Source organism: Falsiroseomonas selenitidurans, from assembly GCF_012103215.1.
In the GTDB taxonomy this organism is placed as follows: domain Bacteria; phylum Pseudomonadota; class Alphaproteobacteria; order Acetobacterales; family Acetobacteraceae; genus Falsiroseomonas; species Falsiroseomonas selenitidurans.
Genome location: NZ_JAAVNE010000026.1, coordinates 35484 through 53265, shown reverse-complemented (window position 1 = coordinate 53265; position 17782 = coordinate 35484). Strand labels below are relative to the sequence as shown.

The window sequence follows — 17782 nt, the reverse complement described above, 5'->3', positions numbered from 1 at the left end:
CTTGCCCGCCCTCGGCGGGCGCGGGTTCCGGCCCGTGGGATCCGGCATCACTCGGGCTGCGGCTCCGGCGCCGTGGGGGCGGGCACGCCGATCCGGCTCAGCGCCCAGTTCACGCCGGTGGCCCCGGCTTCCAGATGCAGCGCCACCTGCTGGCTGCGCCGCGGTTCGCCGCCGAGATAGATGCTCTCTTCGATTGCCACCCGCACCTCCCGCCCCGCGCGCAGGCGCCAGCCGACGCCCGACGGCAGGCGCAGCAGCGCGCCCTGTTCGTCCTGCTGCAGGCTGGCGGTCACCGTCGGGTGCAGGTGGAAGCGCACGGTGAAGCCGGGCAGCGTGGTGTCGCGCACTGCCTCCAGCACGTCCTCGCCGATCAGGCTGTCACCGGATTCGGACAGGAACAGGCGGCGGCGGTGGCGCAGGCCGAACTGCTTCACCCAGCCATCATGGGTGCCGTCCAGCCACAGCTTGCCCTCCTCCTCGAAGCGGTCCGTGGTCACCGTCTCCACCCGCCGGCCAAGCCCTTCCGGCCGCAATTCGGAGGAGTTGGTATCGGCCAGCACCAGGGTGGAATGGGCCGCGGTGGCGCGCATCGCGTCGCGCCATTCGCCCTCCGCCGCCGGGGCGGCGCCGCAATTGACGATCAGGCGTTCCCGGCCCACCGAGACCTCGAAGGACAGGGTGCCGGCATGGGCGTTGCGGTCGGCGCCGCGTGGCAGGCCGCCCGGGGCGGCGTCGCGCCGCGCCGCCGGCGGGGCGCCGCAATCCATCAGCACCAGGGTGCGGCTGGCGGCCAGGCGGTGGAAGCCGGTCTCCGGCAGGAGGCTGGGCGCGCGGCCGCGCGACTGGCCCTGGGTCAGCACCAGGTCGATGAAGGACGCCGCTTCGTCCCGCGTGCCGTTGAACAGCGACAGCCCGCCATCGGCATGGCGCATCAGGCGCAGCGCCGGGGCGGCGCGGTCCAGCGTCGCGGCCAGTTGCGGCGGCGCCTCCACGCCTGCGCCGTGCAGCAGGTTGCGGATCTCGATCAGGTCCTGCAGCGCCGAAAGCTGCACGCCCGGGCTGCGCTCCACATGCCCGCCATCGGCGCGGAACTGCCGTTCGAGCTCCTGCGGCAGGAAGCGGACGCAGCGCGCCAGCCAGGTTTCCTCCTCCAGCGCCACGGCGCCGGCCATGCCGCCCTTCAGCGCCACCAGCGCGCCGCGGTGCAGCGCCTCGGCCGGCAGGCCGGCGACGACGCTGCGCGCATCCTGCGCCAGCCGCTGCATCAGTTGGCGGCGGAAATCATCCTCCGCCGTCGCGGCCAGGAAGTCCCAATGGCCGAGCCAGGCGGAGATGCGGGCGCCGGCCACCTCGGGGGCTTCCGCCAGCGGGTCCGACGCCCCGTTCAGCAGCCAGTCGGCGGCCAGCGCCCGGCCGCGCAGCCGGGCGGCGTCGGTGCCCAGCGCGCGCAGGTCGCGCAGCCAGGCGAAGGCATGGGCGGCGGCGTACCAGGTGCCGGTGCCGCCGGGCTGGGCGGGGGTCCAGTCATGCCGCGACGGCCCGCCTTCCACTTCCTGCGGCCGCAGCGGGCGCGTGGTGCCATGCGCCTCGAACTCGCCGCGCAGCAGCCGGGCGCCGCGCGCCGCATCGCCCGGCCAGAGATCGCGGAAGGAGCGCGCCGGGCCCTCCGGCACCTTGATCGGCTTGAGGTTGGCCAGGATGCGGCGGGCGCCGCGCAGAACCCCCCCGATCATGCGCTGCTTCCCCCCCCGCGCAGTCCGGCGATGGCCGCGGCGTAGTCGGGCGCGCCGAACACCGCGGTGCCGGCCACGAGCACATCCGCCCCCGCCGCCAGGCAGTCCGGTGCCGTCGCCGCCGTCACGCCGCCATCCACCTCCAGCGCGATGGCACGGCCGGAGGCATCGATCATCGCCCGCAGCGCGGCGATCTTCGCCAGCTGGCTGCGGATGAAGGACTGGCCGCCGAAGCCGGGATTCACCGACATCACCAGCACCAGGTCGCAAAGGTCGATCACCGGCGCCACGGCTTCCACCGGCGTGGCAGGGTTCAGCACCACGCCGGCCTGCTTGCCCAGCGCACGGATGGTCTGCAGCGACCGGTGGAGATGCGGCCCGGCTTCCGGGTGCAGGCTGATCAAATCCGCCCCGGCCTCCGCGAAGGCGGCCAGATAGGGATCGGCCGGGGCGATCATCAGGTGCACGTCGAAGAACATCCCGCTCTGCCGCCGCAGCGCCTTCACCAGCCCGGGGCCGAAGGAGATGTTGGGCACGAAATGCCCATCCATGATGTCGAGGTGCAGCCAGTCCGCGCCGGCCGCCTCGATGGCGGCGACCTCCGCGCCCAGGCGGGCGAAATCGGCGGCGAGGAGGGAGGGGGCGATGCGGATGGGTGCGGGCATGTCCGGTCGGTTCTAGCCTTCGCGGTGGCGCGGGGGAACCGGCCCCGTCGCAATAACGGCAGGGTTGAACGCGGCCGGGCCGGGCTCTGGCCTGGGGTCAGGCGGCTTTCCCGGAACCCGGGCGGCGCCGGCCGCGGCACCACCCGGCGACCTTCAGATGGGCAGGGCGGTGGTGGACTTCACCCGTTCCATGGCGAAGCGGCCGGTCACCTTGCGCAGCGCCGGCACGGCGGCGACGAAGCGTCGGTAGAAGGCGTCGTAGCCGGCCATGTCCGGCACCACGACGCGCAGCAGATAATCCACGTCGCCGCCCAGCCGCCAGCATTCGACGATCTCCGGCAGGCTTGAGACGGCCTCCGCGAACCGGGCGATCCATGCGCCGGAATGGTCGCCGGTCTCCACCGCGACGAAGACCGAGATCGGCAGGCCGACGCGCGCCGGGTCCACCAGCGCGACACGGCCGGTGATGACGCCCGCTTCCTCCATCCGCCGGATGCGCTTCCAGCAAGGCGTCGGCGTCAGCCCCACCTCCTGCGCGATCTCGGCGAGGGAGCGGGCGGAATCCTGCATGATGAGGCGCAGGATCTCGCGGTCGATACGGTCCAATTCGGCAGCGGCCATCTCGGGAATCTTCCCTGTTTCACCAGGATCTGTAGCACGATCCTCTCCGCCACGAAGCCAGGCCCGCGGGGCAGGGAATAATCTTCCTCAGAGCTTGCGAAAGCGCGCGGCGAAGAAGCCGTCGATGCCGCCCTTCTCCTCCCACATGTCGGGCCGGGTGCGCAGGGTGCCGCCGCGCATCAGGGCGGTGCGCAGCCCGGGCAGCTCGGTGGGCGCGATCGGGTCCGGCGCCAGGCCGAAGGTCGCGGCCCGCGCCAGATGCGCCTCGCCTTCCTCCGGCTGCAGGGAACAGGTGGCCAGCACCAGCCGCCCGCCGGGGCGCAGCAGCCGCGCCGCCTGGGCCAGCAGCCGGGCCTGTGCCTCCACCAGCGGGGCGATGTCCTTCGGCCGCTTCAGATGCGGGATGTCCGGGTGGCGGCGGATGATGCCGGTGGCGGAGCAGGGGGCGTCCAGCAGCACGGCGTCGAAGCCGGCTTCCTCCGGCATCCAGGTCGCGGCATCGGCCTCCACCACCCCCACCGCCAGGTGCAGCCGGGCCAGGTTCTCCCGCAGCCGTGCCGCGCGCTTCGGCTCCCGCTCCACCGCGGTGACGATGCCGCCGGCGGCGGCGAGCTGCGCGGTCTTGCCGCCGGGCGCGGCGCAGAGATCGGCCACACGCTCCCCCGGCCGGACGCCCAGCAGCCGCGCGGGCAGGGCGGCGGCGGCGTCCTGCACCCAGAAGGCGCCCTCCGCGAAGCCGGGCAGGTCCGTCACCCGCGTGCCTTCCGGCAGGCGCCAGGACCCCGTCGGCAACTGCTCCGCGCCTTCAGGCGGCGTGGCGCCGGGGGCCAGGGTGATGTCGAGCGGCACGGGCAGCCGATGCGCGCGGGCGATGCCACGCACCGCCGGGCCATAGGCGGCGTGCCAGGCGGACCAGAGCCAGGGCGGCGTGTCCAGCCGTTCCGCATCCAGCGCGGCCAGCGCTGCCGCACCCTCCGTCGCCACCTTGCGCAGCACGGCATTCACCAGGCCCGCGAAGGGGCGCGGCACCACGGCCACGGTGGCGTCGACCGCGGCGTGGGCGGGGGTGCCGAGATGCAGCAGCTCCGCCGCCCCCATGCGGAGCGCGGCGCGCACCACGGGCGGCGGCTGGCGCCGCAGATGCGGCTCCAGCACCGCATCCAGGCTGCCGGCATGGCGCAGCACGGCGGCGGCCAGGCGATGCGCCGCGGCGCGGTCGCGCGGATCGAGCGCGGCGGGCAGCTGGTCCAGCGCTTCTTCCAACGGCCGGTGGCGGTCGAAGACGGCGGCGAGCAGCGCCAGCGCGGCGGAGCGCGTGCCGGGCGGCGGGCCGGCGCGGTTGGCGCGGGCATTGGGCGGACGGGCGGTCACCCGCTTGGTGGCCGGGGGATTTGTGGGGGGCATGAGGCCGGGTTTATGGCCGCCCGCGACCGGCCATGCTAGGGGCGGCGCCATGCAGGCGCTCTCCGACTTCCTCGATCGGCTGCCGGAGACGCGGCGACCGCTTCCCTGGCTCGTCCTGCTGTGCGCGCTGCTGTGGCTGCCGGGCTTCGCCACGCTGCCGGCCGGTGATCGCGACGAAAGCCGCTTCGCCCAGGCAACGCGGCAGATGGTGCAGACCGGCGATTACGTCCGCATCCGCTTCGGCGAGGTGGAGCGCAACAAGAAGCCTGCCGGCATCCACTGGGCGCAGGCCGCCGCGGTGCAGGCGGCGGAGGCGCTGCGGATCGGCAGCCGCGACGACATCTGGCCCTACCGCGTCCCCTCGCTGCTCGGCGCGCTGGCGGCGGTGCTGGCGACGGCGCATTTCGGTCGCGCCCTGGTCGGGCGCCGCGCCGCCTTCCTCGGCGCCGCCATGCTGGCCGGCTGCTTCGTCCTCGGCGTGGAGACGCATATCGCCAAGACCGACGCAGCGCTGCTGGGGACCATCGTCGTCGCCATGGGGCTGATGGGCCGCGCCTGGCTGACGCCGGCGCAGTTCGGCGCCGGGCAGGCGGCCGCCTTCTGGCTGGTGCTCGGCGGTTCCGTGCTGCTGAAGGGGCCGATCGGGCCGCTGGTGCCGCTGCTGGCCGGCATCACGCTGGCGGCCGCCGACCGCGCCTGGAAGACCGGCGCGCCCTGGCTGCGCGCGCTGCGCCCGGGCTGGGGCGTGCCCCTGATGGTGCTGGCCGCCGCGCCCTGGTTCATCGCCGTCACCATCGCCACCGAAGGCCGCTTCATCACGGAAGCGCTGGGCGGCGACATGCTGGGCAAGGTGGGCGGGGCGGATGAGAACCATTGGGGCCCGCCCGGCTACTACCTGCTGAGCTTCGGCCTGGCCGCCTTCCCCGCTGCCTTCCTGGTGCTGCGCGCCGCGCCGGGGGTCTGGGCGGACCGGCTGCAGCCCGGCACGCGCTTCCTGCTGGCCTGGGCCGTGCCGGTCTGGCTGATGTTCGAGGCGGTGACCACCAAGCTGCCGCATTACGTGATGCCGGCCTACCCGGCGCTGATGCTGCTGGCCGCCGCCTGGGCGCTGGACCCGCTGCGCCGGGCGCCGCCGCGCTGGCTTGCCCGGCTGTCCGGCTTCGGCGCGGTGGCCGCCGCCGCCGGGCTGGCGCTGGCCGCCGCCCTCCTGCCGGTCCTGGCGGATGGCGCGGTGGATCCGCTGGCGCTGCTGGCGCTGCCGGCCGCCGCGCTGTTCATCTGGGCCGTGCTGGCGCTGCTGCGCCAGGGGCTGCCGGCCCGCGCCGCCCTGGCGGCGGTGCTGCTGGCGGTGCCGATCCAGGCGACCGCCCTGGGCCTGGTGCTGCCGCGGCTGGAGGCGCCCTGGATTTCGCCCCGCCTGGCGGCGCTGGTGCGCGCCACCGCGCCCGGCCTGCCCACCGCGCGCTTCGGCGTCGCCGGTTACCACGAGCCGTCCCTGCTGTTCGCGCTGGGCGGCGACATAAGGCTGCTGCGCGACGGCGTGGCGGCGGCGGCATTCCTGGCCGACGAACCCGGACGCCTCGCCGCCGTTTCCGACCGCGACGGCGCCACCTTCCTGGCGGAGGCGGCGCGGCTCGGCCTGGTGCCGGCGGCCCATGGCCAGGTGACCGGCTTCAACTATTCCCGCGGCCGCAGGGTCGCGATCACGCTGTACGGGACGAACCGATGATCGAATGGGTGACAGGCGTGGTCGCCGCCGGCGGCTGGCCCGGCGTCATGGCGCTGATGTTCCTGGAGAACCTGTTCCCGCCGATCCCGTCGGAGGTGATCATGCCGCTGGCCGGCTTCGCCGCGGCGCGAGGCGAGATGTCGCTGGGGCTGGCGCTGTTCGCCGGCATCGTCGGGACGCTGCTGGGCAATGTCTTCTGGTACGAACTCTCTCGCGCCATCGGCGCCGACCGGATCCGGCCGCTGGTCGGGCGCTACGGCCGCTGGTTCGCGGTCAGCGAGGACGACATGCGCAAGGCGGAGCGGACGCTGGAGAAATACGGGCCGGTGGCGCTGTCCTTCGGCCGGCTGCTGCCGGGCATCCGCACCATCATCTCCATCCCCGCCGGGCTGATCCGCATCCCGCGCCACGTCTTCTACCTGTACACAGCCCTGGGCAGCACGGTGTGGACCGCTTTCCTGACCTTCGCGGGCTACTTCCTGGAAGACCAGTACGACCAGATCGAGGGCTGGCTGGAGCCGCTGAGCTACGTGGTCATCGCCGGCATCATCGGTACCTATCTCTGGCACATCTGGTCCACCCGAGGCCGGCGGAAGGGCTAGGGCCTGTGGACTCTTGGGCTGCGGGCGCGTCCGGCGGTGCTTTTCCGCGCCGGGTGCGTCAGCCATGCTCGCCGATGGATAGCCATCGGCTGCGCTGTCTTCCTGCCCAGCACCAAAAATCCCTCGCCGGCCGCATCCCGGCCCCAACTGTCCCCTAGTTTTTCGCCCCCGGGCGCCGGGCCTTGGCGCGGGCCGGCACAAGGCCCGGCAACCACGCCGGCACCGGGGGGCCGCGGCGCGGCGGCGGTGACGCGCCGTCCAGCAGCGCCAGCGCCACGCCGATCTGCACGGCCGAGAAGGTGAGGCCGAGGAACAGCCACAGCAGCGCACCCGGCCACCAATGGCCGGCGCCGCGCAGCAGCAGCGCCCGCGCCTCATTCGGATCGGCGGCCAGCAGGAAAGCCATCGCCAGGGCCGCCAGGCCGAAGCCGATGGCCGTCTGGCACAGCAGGAATCGCACCATCCCCGGCAGCCCTTCGCAGCGACGCATCGCAACCTCCTCCTATCCGCGCGAAACGCGCGGCTGGTGCGGGCGGTTGCGGGACGGCGGAAGCGGCCCTGTCAGGCCCAGGGGTTGCGGCGCGGCGTGCGGGAAGGCTGGCGCTGCTGCGACCACGGCCCCGGCGCCGGGGCGCGCAGCGGCGGGCCGGACGGTGCCTGCGCCGGGCCGCGCAGCGCGCGCAACGCCGCCACCCGGTTTTCCGTCCGCGGATGGGTGGAGAACAGACCATCCATCCGCTGGCCGGAGAGCGGGTTGATGATGAACATGTGCGCGGTCGCCGGATTGGCCTCCGCCGTCAGGTTCACCCGGCCCTCCTTGTAGGCTTCCAGCCGCAGCAGGGCGGCCGCCAGGCCTTCCGGGTCCCCGGCGATCTCGGCGCCGATGCGGTCCGCCTCATATTCCCGCGACCGGCTGATCGCCATCTGCACCACCATGGCGGCCAGCGGCGCCAGCACGATCATCAGGATGGTGCCGATCATCCCGAAGGGGTTCTGCCGGTTGTCGCCGCGGCCGAACAGGAAGCCGAACTGCGCCAGCATGCCGATGGCGCCGGCGATGGTCGCCGTCATGGTCATGATCAGGGTGTCGCGGTTCTTGATGTGCGCCAGCTCATGCGCGATGACGCCCGCCACCTCCCGCTCCGGCATCATGTCCAGCAGGCCGGTGTTCACCGCCACCGCGGCGCGGTCCGGGCTGCGGCCGGTGGCGAAGGCGTTGGGCTGGTCCTCATGGATCACATACAGCGCCGGCATCGGCAGGCCGGCACGGTTGGCCAGGGCCTGGGTCAGCTGGAACAGGCGCGGCGCGTCGCCGGGGCCGATCGGCTGCGCATTGTGCAGGCGCAGCACCATGCGGTCGCTGTTCCACCAGGCGAACAGGTTCATGCCGCAGGCGACCAGGAAGGCGATCGCCATGCCCTGCTGCCCGCCGATCATGAAGCCGACGCCGACGAAGAGGGCCGTCAGCCCTGCCAGCAGAACCGCCGTCCGCAGATACCCGCCCATTGGTCCTCCTTTCCGCAATCCGGCGCCGTGCTGCGGCGTTGACCTCTCCGCAGCGCCAGGGGAACGACCTACATGTGGGGCATGAGCAACGCGAATCACGAGGGTCGGGGCATGACACCCGCGATCACATCCCCTCCGGGGATCGGCGCCCAGCAGGTGCCGCTGCCGCCGCACGACCCGCCCGGCATGCCACCGGGCCAGCCGCCGGCGCCGGAGCCGCCGCCGATCCAGCCGCCGCCGGACAATGAGCCGCCGCTGCCCGGTGACCCGCAACAGCCGCCGGTGGGCGACCCGCCCTCCGAGAAGCCGATGCGCATGGCCCTGCCGCCCGAGATCGGCGGCCCCAAGGGGCCGGAGCCGACGCGCTATGGCGATTGGGAGCAGAAGGGCCGGGTCAGCGACTTCTGAAGCCGAGGGCCGCCGCCGGGGCGGCCGGCCGGCGGACCATCAGGGCAGGGCGCGCAGCTGGGTCTCGACCACCGGGCGCCAGGGCGCGTCCGGCGGGGCTTCCGCCAGCAGCGCTTGCCAGGTGCGCCGCGCATTATCCGCCCTTCCGGCGCGGGCCTCCGCCAACCCGGCCAGGAAGCGCAGCCGGGGCTCCTGCGGCGCGCTGCCCAAGGCGCGGGCGATGAGGGCGGCGGCGGCATCGGTCTCGCCACGCTCGATCTCCACCTCGGCCAGGTCGCCGGCAAGCGACGCGTCGAAGCGGGCCTGCAACGCGCGCCGCCAGGCGGCGGCGGCCTCCGCCATGTTGCCGCGGCTGCGTTCCGCATTGCCGAGCAGGATCAGCCCCTGCCGCGCCAGGTCCGTGGCCGGGTCCATGGCGGCGACGCGGGCGCGCAGCGTCTCCATCATCCGGTCCTCGGCCTCGGCCAGGCGCTGGCGCTCGGCGTGGGGGGCGGAGGGCATGTCCGGCACGCCGCGCACCAGGTACAGCGCCAGGCCGGCGGCAGGCAGCAGGAACAGCAGGGCGGCGAGCAGCGCCGGCGTGCCGCGGCCGCCCGCGATATCCGCATCCTGCGGCGCGGCCAGGATGCGGCGCTGCACCTCCAGCCGCGCGGCCTCGTGCTGTGCCGCCTCCAGCCGTCCCGCCTCGCGCTCCCGGTCCAGCTCCGCCAGCTGGGCGCGGTAGATCGCGAGATCGGCCTCCGTACGGCCGCGCAACCGGGCGGGGCGCAGCAGGGCCCAGGCGAGCGGCGCCAGGGCCAGGGCGGCAAGGCCGCCGAGCAACAGCCAGATCACGCCTGTGTCCCGCCCCCGACCCGTTCGAGTTCCGCCAGCCGGCGCTGTTCCTCTGCCGTCAGCGGCGCCGGCGGGGTGGGCTGCACGGCCTTGCGGCGGGACAGCCAGATGAGCCCGAAGCCGCCGAGCAGGGCCAGCACGGGCGTCGCCCACAGGATCAGCGTGTTCCAGGCGAAGGGCGGGCGCAGCAGCACGAAATCGCCGTAGCGGGCATGCAGGAAGGACTTCACCTCCGCGTCGCTGGCGCCGGCGGCGATGCGTTCGCGCACCAGCAGCCGCAGGTCGCGCGCCAGGCCCACCTCGCTGTCCTCGATCGACTGGTTCTGGCAGACCATGCAGCGGATTTCGCGCCCCAGGGCGCGGGCGCGTTCCTCCTGCGCCGGATCGGGCAGCATGTCGGCGGGGCTGGACAGCGCCAGGGCGCTGAGCGGCGCCAGCAGCAGCAGCAGAAGGATCAGGGCGCGGCGCATCAGGCGGCGTGCCGCGCCAGCAGGATGCGCAGATCCTGCTCCAGCACCTCGGGCGTGATCGGGCCGGCATAGCGCCAGCGGATGATGCCCTGGGCGTCCAGCAGGTAGCTTTCCGGCACGCCGTAGACGCCCCAGTCGATCGCCACCCTTCCCGGCACATCCTGCGCCAGGCGGCGGAACGGGTTGCCGTGGCGGCGGAGGAAGGTGAGGCTGTCGGCCGGCTTGTCCTTGTAGGCGATGCCGAACACCGGCACCCCCTGGCGGGACAGCGCCATCAGCTGGGGATGCTCGATGACGCAGGGCACGCACCAGCTGGCCCAGAAATTCACCAGCGCGGGCTGGCCCAGGCCGCGCAGATCGGCGGCGGCGAAGGGCTCCACCCCGCTCTCGGGCACCGGCGGCAGGTCGAAGGCCGGCGGCGCCTGGCCGATCAGCGCGGAAGGAACGCCGCGCGGGTTGTAGGCGCCGGTCCGCTGCCGTTGCAGCGCGGTGTAGAAGCCGGCGCCGCCGAGCGCGGCGGCGGCGAAGGGCGCGGCCAGCAGCAGGCGACGGGAAAGCGGGGTCATGCCGGCCTCGGCCCCGTCGTGGCGCGGGCGGTGGCGCGGTTCGGGGCGGAAACGCGCACCCGCCGGTCGGCCAGGGACAGGCCGCCGCCCAGCGCCATGATCCCGGCGCCGAGCCAGATCCAGGGGGCGAGGAAATTGTAGTGCAGGCGGATGACGGCGCGGCCGCTGGCGGCGTCCTCCTCCCCGATCACGGCGTAGAGGTCGGCGATCAGGTTGGTGTGGATGGCGACCTCGGTGGTGTTCTGCCGGGCGAGGGGGAAGAAGCGCCGCGCCGGGCGCATCACCCGCACCACCGCCCCGTCCCGCAGCAGGGTGATGGTGGCGCGGCGCGCGGTCCAGTTCGGCCCGACCTCGTCCCGCACCTCCTCCAGCCGCCATTCATAGCCGGCGAGGGTGGTGGACTGGCCGGGGGCGAGGGAGGCCAGGCGTTCCTGCGCCAGCCCCATGCCGGCGATGCCCGCGGCGGTGATGCCGATGCCGGCATGGGCGATGGCCGCCCCCCAGGCCGCGCGCGGCAGGCCCTTCGCCCGGTTCCAGGCATTGCCCAGGTTGGTGCGGAACAGCGCGGTGCGGTCGGCGATATCGGCGAAGGCGGCGCCGATGACCCAGGCGGCGAAGGCGAAGCCCACGGCCGGCAGCACCTTCTGGCCCGAGGCCAGCAGCGCCACGAAGAAGGCGGCGAAGCCGATCACCGCCACCCACCACAGCTTCATCACCACGGGCATGAACTGCGCCCGCTTCCACGGCATCAGCGGCCCGGCCGCCATCGCCAGCAGCAGCGGCACCACCAGCGGGAAGCTGGCGGAATTGAAGAAGGGCGGCCCGACGGAGACCTTGGTGCCGAACAGCGCATCCGCGAACAGCGGCCACAGCGTGCCGACGAAGACCACCGCGGTGATGCAGCAGACCAGCAGGTTGTTCAGCACGATGGCGCCTTCGCGCGACACCGGCGCGAAGATGCCGGTCGGGATCATGGCCCGTGCGCGAAAGGCGAACAGCAGGAAGGCGCCCGCCAGGTAGAACATCAGCAGGCCGAGGATGAACAGCCCGCGCTCCGGGTCGTTGGCGAAGGAATGCACGCTGTTCAGCACGCCCGAGCGCACCAGGAAGGTGCCGAGGAGGGACATGCCGAAGGCGATGATCGCCAGCAGGATGGTCCAGGTCTTCAGCGCCTCCCGCTTCTCCACCACGATGGCGGAATGCAGCAGCGCGGTGCCGATCAGCCAGGGCAGCAGCGAGGCGTTCTCGACCGGGTCCCAGAACCAGTAGCCGCCCCAGCCCAGCTCGTAATAGGCCCACCAGGACCCCAGCGCGATGCCGAGCGTCAGGAAGGACCAGGCAGCCAGTGACCAGGGCCGCACCCAGCGGCCCCAGGCGGCATCCACCCGCCCCTCGATCAGCGCGGCGATGGCGAAGGCGAAGGTCACGGCATAGCCGACATAGCCGAGGTAGAGCAGCGGCGGGTGCATCGCCAGCCCGATATCCTGCAGGATCGGGTTCAGCCCCTGCCCATCCGGCGCCGGCGGCCAGATCCGCTGGAACGGGTTGGAGGTGCGGATGGTGAAGGCCAGGAAGCCCACGGAAATCAGCCCCAGCACGCCGAGCACCCGCGCCCGCAAGGCCGTCGGCAGGTCCCGCCCGAAGGTGGAGACGGCCGCGCCGCAGATCCCCAGGATCATGACCCAGAGGATCAGCGACCCCTCATGGTTCCCCCAGGTGCCGGTGATCTTGTAGAGCATCGGCTTGGCGGAATGGCTGTTCTGCACGACGTTCGCCACCGTCGTGTCGTTGATCGCATAGGCATACATCAGGCAGAGAAAGGCGCTGGCCAGCGCCAGGCATTGGCCGAGCGCCAGCGGTGCGGCGGTGGCCATCATCCGGCCGTTGCGCAGCTCCGCCCCCAGCAGCGGCAGGATGGTCTGCGCCAGGGCCAGAACCAGGGCCAGCGCCAGGGCGAAATGGCCCAGCTCCGCGATCATGAGCCGCTGGCCGGGCTGCGGGGCGGGGAGAGCGTGTTCCAGCTGGCCGCCGGCGGCGCGGCGCCCTGTTCGGGCTGCCAATGGCCGGACCGCTTCAGCGCGTCCGCCACTTCGGGCGGCATGTAGGTCTCGTCGTGCCGGGCCAGCACCTCCGTCGCGCGGAAGGTGCCGTCCAGCCCGTAGCGGCCGGCGGTGACGACGCCCTGGCCTTCCCGGAACAGGTCCGGCAGCACGCCCTGGTAGACCACCGGGATGGTGTTGGCGCCATCGGTGACGCGGAAGCGCACGCTGGGGCGCGCGCCATCGGCCACCTGCTCGCGCTCCACGCTGCCGGCTTCCACCAGCCCGCCCAGGCGGAAGGAGCGTTCCGGCGCCGGGCGCTCGGCCAGGATGTCGGAGGGGGAGCGGAAGAAGACGATGTTGTCCTGGAAGGCGGTCAGCGTCAGCGCCGTCGCGCTGCCGACGCCAAGGCCGCAGAGCAGCAGGATCCAGAGGCGGCGGCGTTTCCGGGTCATGTGTCCTTCCCGCCCCGCGGGTCCAGCCGTTGCAGTGTCGCCGCCGCCTGGCGCTGGCGCAGCACGGCAGAGATGGCGAGCCCGGCGAAGATCGCCAGCGTGCCGGCCCAGGATAGGGTGATGTGGACCCAATGCGTTGTCATGGATCAATCCCCGGCGAGGGTTGCGGGCGCGGCGGCCAGCGGCCGGTCGGCACGGCGGGCGCGCGCCATTTCCAGCGCGCGGATGCGGCGTTCCATCACCGCGCTGCGGGTCCGTGCCAGGACAATGGCGCCGAACAGCAGGGAAAAGCCGATGGCGCAGACCAGCAGCGGGTACAGCATGTCCACATGCATCCCCGGCGCGTCCAGGCGGGTGACGGAAGCCGGCTGGTGCAGCGTGTTCCACCAATCGACGGAAAACTTCACCACCGGCAGGTTCACCAGCCCGACCAGGGCCAGGATGGCCCCGGCGCGGGCGCCGCGTTCCGTCTCGTCGAAGGCGCGCACCAGCGCGGCATGGCCCAGCCACAGGAAGAACAGCACCAGCACGCTGGTCAGCCGCGCATCCCACACCCACCAGGTGCCCCACATCGGCTTGCCCCACAGGCTGCCGGTGGCCAGGCACAGCGCGGTGACGGCGGCGCCCACCGGGGCCAGTTCCCGCGCCGCCAGATCCGCCAGCGGATGCCGCCAGATCAAGGACATCACGGAGAGGATGCCGAGGCCGAGATAGCCCCCCATGGCCAGCCAGGCCATCGGCACGTGCACATACATGATCCGCACCGTCTCGCCCTGCTGCCAGTCCGCTGGGGCGTAGAGCAGGGCCCAGGCGGTGCCCCAGGCGGTCACGGCCAGGGCCGTGGCCCACAGCCAGGGCAGGACGGCCCCGGCCAGCCGCAGGAAGCGGCCGGGATTGGCAAAGCGATGCAAGGACCGCGCGCCCGCTGGCGGGGCGGCGGCGGGCGGGCCCGGTTCTCGGGGCGTGCTGGGTCTGGCGTCCACGCCCCTAGAGTAAGGCGGCTTCGCGCCGGATTGAAGCCGGAGCCTGGGGGCGTTACGTCCCTTTATCACCGCCGCAACCACGGGAGCCGTCCATGCTGTTCGCCATCACCTGCACCGACAAGCCGAATTCCCTCGAACTGCGCCTGGCCACCCGGCCGACGCATCTGGAATACCTGAAGTCCAGGATGGCGGATTTCGTCGTGGTGGGCCCGGTGCTGGACGCGGAGGGCAAGCCCTGCGGCAGCCTGTTCGTGGTGGAGGCCGCCGACCAGGCCGCCGCCGAGGCCTTCGCCGCCGGCGACCCCTATGCCCTGGCCGGGCTGTTCGAGACCGTGCAGGTGCGGCCCTTCCGCATGGTGTTCAAGGACGGGGCGATGGTGTGATGGCGCCAGCCCGCCAGTACTGGCTGGTGAAGTCGGAACCGGACGCCTTTTCCTGGGACCAGCAGGTGGCCAACGGCACCGAGCCCTGGACCGGCGTGCGCAACCACATGGCCAAGGCCAACCTCAAGGCCATGCGGACCGGCGACCTGTCCTTCTTCTACCATTCCAACGAGGGCAAGGAGATCGTTGGCGTGGTGGCGGTGGCGCGCGAGGCCTACCCCGACCCGACGGTGGAGCCGGGCACAAAGGGGGAGTGGGTCTGCGTCGACATGAAGGCGGTGGGGCCGATGCCGAAGCCGGTGACGCTGGCCGAGATCAAGGCGGACCCCGACTTCGCCGACCTCGCCCTGGTCCGGATGTCGCGGCTTTCGGTGATGCCGGTCTCGGCCGAGCACTGGAAGAAGCTCTGTCAATTGGGCGGCTGGAAGGGGAAGTAGGGGATGCGGCTGGAAGGGTCCTGCCATTGCGGCAAGGTGGGGTTCCGGTGCGAGAGCGCGCACCCCTACCCCTACCAGCGCTGCTATTGCTCGATCTGCCGCAAGACGCAGGGGGGCGGCGGCTATGCCATCAACCTCTCGGGCGATGCGGCGACGCTGAAGATCCGCGGGGCAAAGCATCTGAGGATCTACCGGGCGGTGCTGCGGGAGGCCGGCCGGCGATCCCGGAAAAGCCCGGGCCAGCGGCATTTCTGCGGCGAATGCGGCAGCGCGCTGTGGCTTTTCGACCCGCGCTGGCCGGCGCTGGTGCATCCCTTCGCCTCCGCCATCGACACCAGGCTGCCGGTGCCGCCGGAACACACCCACCTGATGCTGGGCTCCAAGGCCGATTGGGTGGAGCCCTGCCTGGCGGAGGGCGACCGGCGGCACCGTGACTATCCAAGGGAAAGCATCGCCGCATGGCATGCCAGGCTGGGGCTGGAGCAGACATGAGCGAGGCTGATGCCGCCGAGCGGGTGCTGTGCCAGCTGGAGGAGATTCCGGACGGCGAGAGCCGCGGCTTCGCCCCGGCGGCCGGCGCCTTCACCGGCCTGTTCGCGATCCGGCGCGGGGCGCAGGTCTTCGTCTATGTGAATTCCTGCCCGCATATCGGCCTGCCGCTGGACCCGGCGCCGGACCGTTTCCTGGACGCGAAGCGCAGCGCCATCATCTGCGCCGCCCATGGCGCCCGATTCCGCATCGAGGACGGGCTCTGCACCTCCGGCCCCTGCTATGGCGAGAGCCTGGAGGCGGTGCCGGCGCGGGTGGATGAACAGGGGCGTGTGATCGTGCCTGGGGATGCCGGGCTGTAGCAGGGCACTGCCCGCACCGCCGCGGCCTCGCGCGCTCTTCCTGCCTGACAGGCGGGATGAGAGAAAATAAATCTTCTGATTGACTGAAATTCCGGCCTTCATGGAAAATATTTCCATGAACAAGCCGAGGCTAGCGCACCACCCCGTCCCGTCGCCCAGGTGCCGGCGGCGATGTCGCCCCGCCGACAGCCGCCCCGCCCCCCGCTTCTGAGCCTCGGAGACCGATCATGCCCGTACCCCCGACCGACCGCTTCCGCCGCCGCCTGCTGCTGCACACCCTGGCGCTGGCCGGCGCCACCGCCCCCTGGGCCACGAGCCGGGCCGCCGGCGCCGAGGCGCCCTGGCCCGACCGGCCGATCCGCCTGGTGGTCCCCTGGCCGCCCGGCGGCGCGGTGGATGTGCTGGCGCGCGCCGTGCAGCAGCCGCTGGGTGCGGCGCTCGGCCAGCCGCTGGTGATCGAGAATATCGGCGGTGCCTCCGGCCGGGTCGGCGGCCAGGCGGCGGCGCGCGCCGCGGCGGATGGCTACACGCTGCTGCTGGCCAACGACACCTTCGCCGCCACCGAGGCGCTGCCGGTGGAAGGGGCTCCGGCGCTGCGCCAGGCCCTGCGCCCGGTCGCGCAGGTCATCACGGCGGAGCAGGGCTTCTTCACCCATCCGCGCTCCGGCCTGGCGAGTGCCCAGGATTTCGCCGCCGCCGCCCGGGCGCGGCCGGGGGCGCTGAATGTCGGCGTGCCGGGCATCGGCGCCTCGCAGCACCTGACCAGCGAATTGCTGCTGCGCGCGGCCGGCGGGCTGCGGGTGGAGCATGTGCCCTATCGCGGCGGCGGGCCGGTGCTGCAGGACCTGCTGGCGGGCAACATCGATGTCGGCGTGGTGACCTTCTCCGCCGGCGTGCCCTTCGCGCGCGATCGCCGGCTGCTGCCGCTATTCGTCACCAGCGCCGCCCGCCCGGCCGCCCTGCCCGAGGTGCCGACCGCGGCGGAGGTCATCGCGCCCGGCTTCGTGCAGGACACCTGGATCGGCTTCTTCGCCCCCACCGGCACGCCGGAGCCCATCCGCGCCCGGCTGCACCAGGCGGTGCTGGCGGTGCTGGCCGAACGGGCGGTGCAGGCGAAGCTGGCCCTGCTGGGGTTCTACCCCTCCGGCCTCGGCCCGGCGGCCTTCACCGCCCGCTTCGACAACACCATCGAGACCTTCGCCGCCATCGCGCGGGAACGCGGGATCACGGTGGGAAGCTGACCGCCGGCCGGCACCATTCCATGATGTGGAAATAGGGCACACGGCGGTAGCGCGCCGCCGCGTGCGGGTCGCCGCCCTCGCGCGGCGCCGGTTCGTCGAAATGGGTCAGGACCAGGCCCCGGCCCAGCAGCAGGGTCATGTAGTGGTGCATCGGCCGGTGCCAGTTGCGGATCCGGATGCCGCGCCAGCCGACCCATTCGGCGCGCTCCTCCAGGTAGCGGTCGATGGCGAAATGCGTCGCCTCGCCACGGCGCACCCAGCCATCCGGCATCCCGGCGGTGAAGAAGGGGTTGAGGTTGGCGATCAGCAGGCGGCCGCCGGGCGCCAGCACGCGCGCCATCTCCGTGATGCCGGCGGCGGCGTCCGGGATGTCGATCAGGCTCAGATAGCTGACGACGAGGTCGAAGGCCGCATCCGGCGCGGGCAGGGCTTCCGCGCGGCCCGGACGGTAGTCGCCGCCCGGGTCGCGGCGCCGGGCCTCTTCCAGGAGCGCCTCGGTCGGGTCGATGCCGGTGGCGGCGATGCCGCGGGCGCGCAGCAGCCGGCAGAAGCGGCCCTCGCCGCAGCCGACATCCAGCGCGGCGCGCACCGGCGCCGCCGCCACCCGCGCCAGCATCGGGGCATCCAGCACGAAGCGGCGGCCGTAATCGCCCTCCTCCCCCTGGCTGGCGATCCAGGCCCCGGCCGATTCCCCCCACCCATTCTCCATGCCCTGCCCCCCCCCCGCCTGCCGCTTGACGCCCGGTTGACGCAGCGCAACGCCGCGTGCCCCATTCATGCTCTATGAACCGGCCGGAACGCCGGAACGAGACGCGCCGAACGACCCGGCCCATGAGACCAGGCCCAAGAGACCAC

General features: G+C 73.0%; 22 protein-coding genes. 8 read left to right on the top strand and 14 right to left on the bottom strand.

All coding sequences use genetic code 11. The features are described 5' to 3' along the window. Positions 1–47 precede the first annotated feature (47 nt). The 4 genes from HEQ75_RS16245 to HEQ75_RS16230 all read right to left on the bottom strand — a co-directional run bounded on the left by HEQ75_RS16245 (position 48) and on the right by HEQ75_RS16230 (position 4423). The gene (locus HEQ75_RS16245; protein WP_209318603.1) at positions 48–1733 is read right to left on the bottom strand and encodes a heparinase II/III family protein; all 1686 of its coding nucleotides are present in this window, start codon (positions 1731–1733) and stop codon (positions 48–50) included. Further along, complete coding sequence (rpe, locus tag HEQ75_RS16240; RefSeq protein WP_168032479.1) at positions 1730–2398, bottom strand: ribulose-phosphate 3-epimerase; 669 nt, start codon at positions 2396–2398, stop codon at positions 1730–1732. Before rpe ends, HEQ75_RS16245 begins: the two co-directional genes overlap by 4 nt. 153 nt (positions 2399–2551) lie before the next feature. Then, a complete protein-coding gene (locus HEQ75_RS16235; protein ID WP_168032477.1) occupies positions 2552–3019 on the bottom strand; it encodes an Lrp/AsnC family transcriptional regulator in 468 nt (155 codons plus the stop codon). Between the two features lie 87 nt (positions 3020–3106). Beyond that, a complete protein-coding gene (locus tag HEQ75_RS16230) occupies positions 3107–4423 on the bottom strand; it encodes an RsmB/NOP family class I SAM-dependent RNA methyltransferase (RefSeq protein ID WP_168032474.1) in 1317 nt (438 codons plus the stop codon). A 49-nt stretch (positions 4424–4472) separates the two neighbouring features. Between HEQ75_RS16230 and HEQ75_RS16225 the strand changes: the two genes are divergently transcribed. Both HEQ75_RS16225 and HEQ75_RS16220 read left to right on the top strand, forming a co-directional pair. After that, positions 4473–6152 carry a glycosyltransferase family 39 protein gene (locus HEQ75_RS16225; protein ID WP_168032472.1) on the top strand — a complete coding sequence of 560 codons (1680 nt, stop codon included), beginning with the start codon at positions 4473–4475 and terminating at the stop codon, positions 6150–6152. Continuing rightward, entirely contained in the window at positions 6149–6754 is a 606-nt protein-coding gene (locus HEQ75_RS16220) for a DedA family protein (protein ID WP_168032470.1), read from the top strand. The genes HEQ75_RS16225 and HEQ75_RS16220 overlap by 4 nt, the downstream gene beginning before the upstream one ends. A gap of 154 nt (positions 6755–6908) precedes the next feature. Here the strand turns inward: HEQ75_RS16220 and HEQ75_RS16215 are convergent, their stop codons facing one another. Beyond that, the gene (locus HEQ75_RS16215) at positions 6909–7244 is read right to left on the bottom strand and encodes a hypothetical protein (RefSeq protein ID WP_168032468.1); all 336 of its coding nucleotides are present in this window, start codon (positions 7242–7244) and stop codon (positions 6909–6911) included. A gap of 71 nt (positions 7245–7315) precedes the next feature. Next, complete coding sequence (htpX, locus tag HEQ75_RS16210; RefSeq protein WP_168032466.1) at positions 7316–8260, bottom strand: zinc metalloprotease HtpX; 945 nt, start codon at positions 8258–8260, stop codon at positions 7316–7318. 186 nt (positions 8261–8446) lie between these two features. Here htpX and HEQ75_RS29195 point away from each other — a divergent pair, with 186 nt between their 5' ends. Beyond that, entirely contained in the window at positions 8447–8668 is a 222-nt protein-coding gene (locus HEQ75_RS29195) for a DUF1674 domain-containing protein (protein ID WP_168032529.1), read from the top strand. A gap of 39 nt (positions 8669–8707) precedes the next feature. Here HEQ75_RS29195 and ccmI read toward each other — a convergent pair whose 3' ends face one another. The 7 genes from ccmI to HEQ75_RS16170 are packed head-to-tail and all read right to left on the bottom strand — an operon-like array spanning position 8708 to position 13943. Beyond that, complete coding sequence (gene ccmI, locus HEQ75_RS16200; protein ID WP_168032464.1) at positions 8708–9502, bottom strand: c-type cytochrome biogenesis protein CcmI; 795 nt, start codon at positions 9500–9502, stop codon at positions 8708–8710. Continuing rightward, positions 9499–9972, bottom strand: coding sequence for a cytochrome c-type biogenesis protein (locus HEQ75_RS16195; RefSeq protein ID WP_168032462.1), 474 nt, complete (start codon positions 9970–9972; stop codon positions 9499–9501). Before HEQ75_RS16195 ends, ccmI begins: the two co-directional genes overlap by 4 nt. After that, on the bottom strand, positions 9972–10538 hold the full coding sequence (locus HEQ75_RS16190) for a DsbE family thiol:disulfide interchange protein (protein ID WP_168032460.1): 567 nt from the start codon (positions 10536–10538) through the stop codon (positions 9972–9974). Before HEQ75_RS16190 ends, HEQ75_RS16195 begins: the two co-directional genes overlap by 1 nt. After that, positions 10535–12517, bottom strand: a complete 1983-nt coding sequence (locus HEQ75_RS16185) for a heme lyase CcmF/NrfE family subunit (protein ID WP_168032458.1) — start codon at positions 12515–12517, stop codon at positions 10535–10537. Before HEQ75_RS16185 ends, HEQ75_RS16190 begins: the two co-directional genes overlap by 4 nt. Continuing rightward, entirely contained in the window at positions 12514–13032 is a 519-nt protein-coding gene (gene ccmE, locus HEQ75_RS16180; RefSeq protein WP_168032456.1) for a cytochrome c maturation protein CcmE, read from the bottom strand. The genes HEQ75_RS16185 and ccmE overlap by 4 nt, the downstream gene beginning before the upstream one ends. Further along, complete coding sequence (ccmD, locus tag HEQ75_RS16175) at positions 13029–13175, bottom strand: heme exporter protein CcmD (RefSeq protein ID WP_168032454.1); 147 nt, start codon at positions 13173–13175, stop codon at positions 13029–13031. The genes ccmE and ccmD overlap by 4 nt, the downstream gene beginning before the upstream one ends. 3 nt (positions 13176–13178) lie before the next feature. Beyond that, the gene (locus HEQ75_RS16170) at positions 13179–13943 is read right to left on the bottom strand and encodes a heme ABC transporter permease (RefSeq protein WP_168032452.1); all 765 of its coding nucleotides are present in this window, start codon (positions 13941–13943) and stop codon (positions 13179–13181) included. 164 nt (positions 13944–14107) lie between these two features. Between HEQ75_RS16170 and HEQ75_RS16165 the strand changes: the two genes are divergently transcribed. The 5 genes from HEQ75_RS16165 to HEQ75_RS16145 all read left to right on the top strand — a co-directional run bounded on the left by HEQ75_RS16165 (position 14108) and on the right by HEQ75_RS16145 (position 16927). Beyond that, positions 14108–14398 carry a YciI family protein gene (locus HEQ75_RS16165; protein WP_168032450.1) on the top strand — a complete coding sequence of 97 codons (291 nt, stop codon included), beginning with the start codon at positions 14108–14110 and terminating at the stop codon, positions 14396–14398. Further along, entirely contained in the window at positions 14398–14835 is a 438-nt protein-coding gene (locus HEQ75_RS16160) for an EVE domain-containing protein (protein WP_168032448.1), read from the top strand. The genes HEQ75_RS16165 and HEQ75_RS16160 overlap by 1 nt, the downstream gene beginning before the upstream one ends. A gap of 3 nt (positions 14836–14838) precedes the next feature. Next, entirely contained in the window at positions 14839–15327 is a 489-nt protein-coding gene (locus HEQ75_RS16155) for a GFA family protein (RefSeq protein WP_168032440.1), read from the top strand. Beyond that, on the top strand, positions 15324–15686 hold the full coding sequence (locus HEQ75_RS16150) for a Rieske (2Fe-2S) protein (RefSeq protein ID WP_168032438.1): 363 nt from the start codon (positions 15324–15326) through the stop codon (positions 15684–15686). The genes HEQ75_RS16155 and HEQ75_RS16150 overlap by 4 nt, the downstream gene beginning before the upstream one ends. A gap of 227 nt (positions 15687–15913) precedes the next feature. Further along, the gene (locus HEQ75_RS16145; RefSeq protein ID WP_168032427.1) at positions 15914–16927 is read left to right on the top strand and encodes a Bug family tripartite tricarboxylate transporter substrate binding protein; all 1014 of its coding nucleotides are present in this window, start codon (positions 15914–15916) and stop codon (positions 16925–16927) included. Here HEQ75_RS16145 and HEQ75_RS16140 read toward each other — a convergent pair. Beyond that, positions 16911–17636, bottom strand: coding sequence for a class I SAM-dependent methyltransferase (locus HEQ75_RS16140; protein ID WP_168032425.1), 726 nt, complete (start codon positions 17634–17636; stop codon positions 16911–16913). The genes HEQ75_RS16145 and HEQ75_RS16140 overlap by 17 nt on opposite strands. Positions 17637–17782: the final 146 nt, after the last annotated feature.

What these genes read in the sequence shown, in the direction of transcription:
- HEQ75_RS16230 (WP_168032474.1), bottom strand. Translation starts at nt 4,423, where the DNA reads ATGCCCCCCACAAATCCCCCGGCCACCAAGCGGGTGACCGCCCGTCCG.
- HEQ75_RS16185 (WP_168032458.1), bottom strand. Translation starts at nt 12,517, where the DNA reads ATGATCGCGGAGCTGGGCCATTTCGCCCTGGCGCTGGCCCTGGTTCTG.
- HEQ75_RS16145 (WP_168032427.1), top strand. Translation starts at nt 15,914, where the DNA reads ATGCCCGTACCCCCGACCGACCGCTTCCGCCGCCGCCTGCTGCTGCAC.
- rpe (WP_168032479.1), bottom strand. Translation starts at nt 2,398, where the DNA reads ATGCCCGCACCCATCCGCATCGCCCCCTCCCTCCTCGCCGCCGATTTC.
- HEQ75_RS16215 (WP_168032468.1), bottom strand. Translation starts at nt 7,244, where the DNA reads ATGCGTCGCTGCGAAGGGCTGCCGGGGATGGTGCGATTCCTGCTGTGC.
- HEQ75_RS16155 (WP_168032440.1), top strand. Translation starts at nt 14,839, where the DNA reads ATGCGGCTGGAAGGGTCCTGCCATTGCGGCAAGGTGGGGTTCCGGTGC.
- ccmE (WP_168032456.1), bottom strand. Translation starts at nt 13,032, where the DNA reads ATGACCCGGAAACGCCGCCGCCTCTGGATCCTGCTGCTCTGCGGCCTT.
- HEQ75_RS16225 (WP_168032472.1), top strand. Translation starts at nt 4,473, where the DNA reads ATGCAGGCGCTCTCCGACTTCCTCGATCGGCTGCCGGAGACGCGGCGA.
- HEQ75_RS29195 (WP_168032529.1), top strand. Translation starts at nt 8,447, where the DNA reads ATGCCACCGGGCCAGCCGCCGGCGCCGGAGCCGCCGCCGATCCAGCCG.
- htpX (WP_168032466.1), bottom strand. Translation starts at nt 8,260, where the DNA reads ATGGGCGGGTATCTGCGGACGGCGGTTCTGCTGGCAGGGCTGACGGCC.
- HEQ75_RS16160 (WP_168032448.1), top strand. Translation starts at nt 14,398, where the DNA reads ATGGCGCCAGCCCGCCAGTACTGGCTGGTGAAGTCGGAACCGGACGCC.
- HEQ75_RS16150 (WP_168032438.1), top strand. Translation starts at nt 15,324, where the DNA reads ATGAGCGAGGCTGATGCCGCCGAGCGGGTGCTGTGCCAGCTGGAGGAG.
- HEQ75_RS16140 (WP_168032425.1), bottom strand. Translation starts at nt 17,636, where the DNA reads ATGGAGAATGGGTGGGGGGAATCGGCCGGGGCCTGGATCGCCAGCCAG.
- HEQ75_RS16165 (WP_168032450.1), top strand. Translation starts at nt 14,108, where the DNA reads ATGCTGTTCGCCATCACCTGCACCGACAAGCCGAATTCCCTCGAACTG.
- HEQ75_RS16245 (WP_209318603.1), bottom strand. Translation starts at nt 1,733, where the DNA reads ATGATCGGGGGGGTTCTGCGCGGCGCCCGCCGCATCCTGGCCAACCTC.
- HEQ75_RS16235 (WP_168032477.1), bottom strand. Translation starts at nt 3,019, where the DNA reads ATGGCCGCTGCCGAATTGGACCGTATCGACCGCGAGATCCTGCGCCTC.
- HEQ75_RS16190 (WP_168032460.1), bottom strand. Translation starts at nt 10,538, where the DNA reads ATGACCCCGCTTTCCCGTCGCCTGCTGCTGGCCGCGCCCTTCGCCGCC.
- HEQ75_RS16195 (WP_168032462.1), bottom strand. Translation starts at nt 9,972, where the DNA reads ATGCGCCGCGCCCTGATCCTTCTGCTGCTGCTGCTGGCGCCGCTCAGC.
- ccmD (WP_168032454.1), bottom strand. Translation starts at nt 13,175, where the DNA reads ATGACAACGCATTGGGTCCACATCACCCTATCCTGGGCCGGCACGCTG.
- HEQ75_RS16220 (WP_168032470.1), top strand. Translation starts at nt 6,149, where the DNA reads ATGATCGAATGGGTGACAGGCGTGGTCGCCGCCGGCGGCTGGCCCGGC.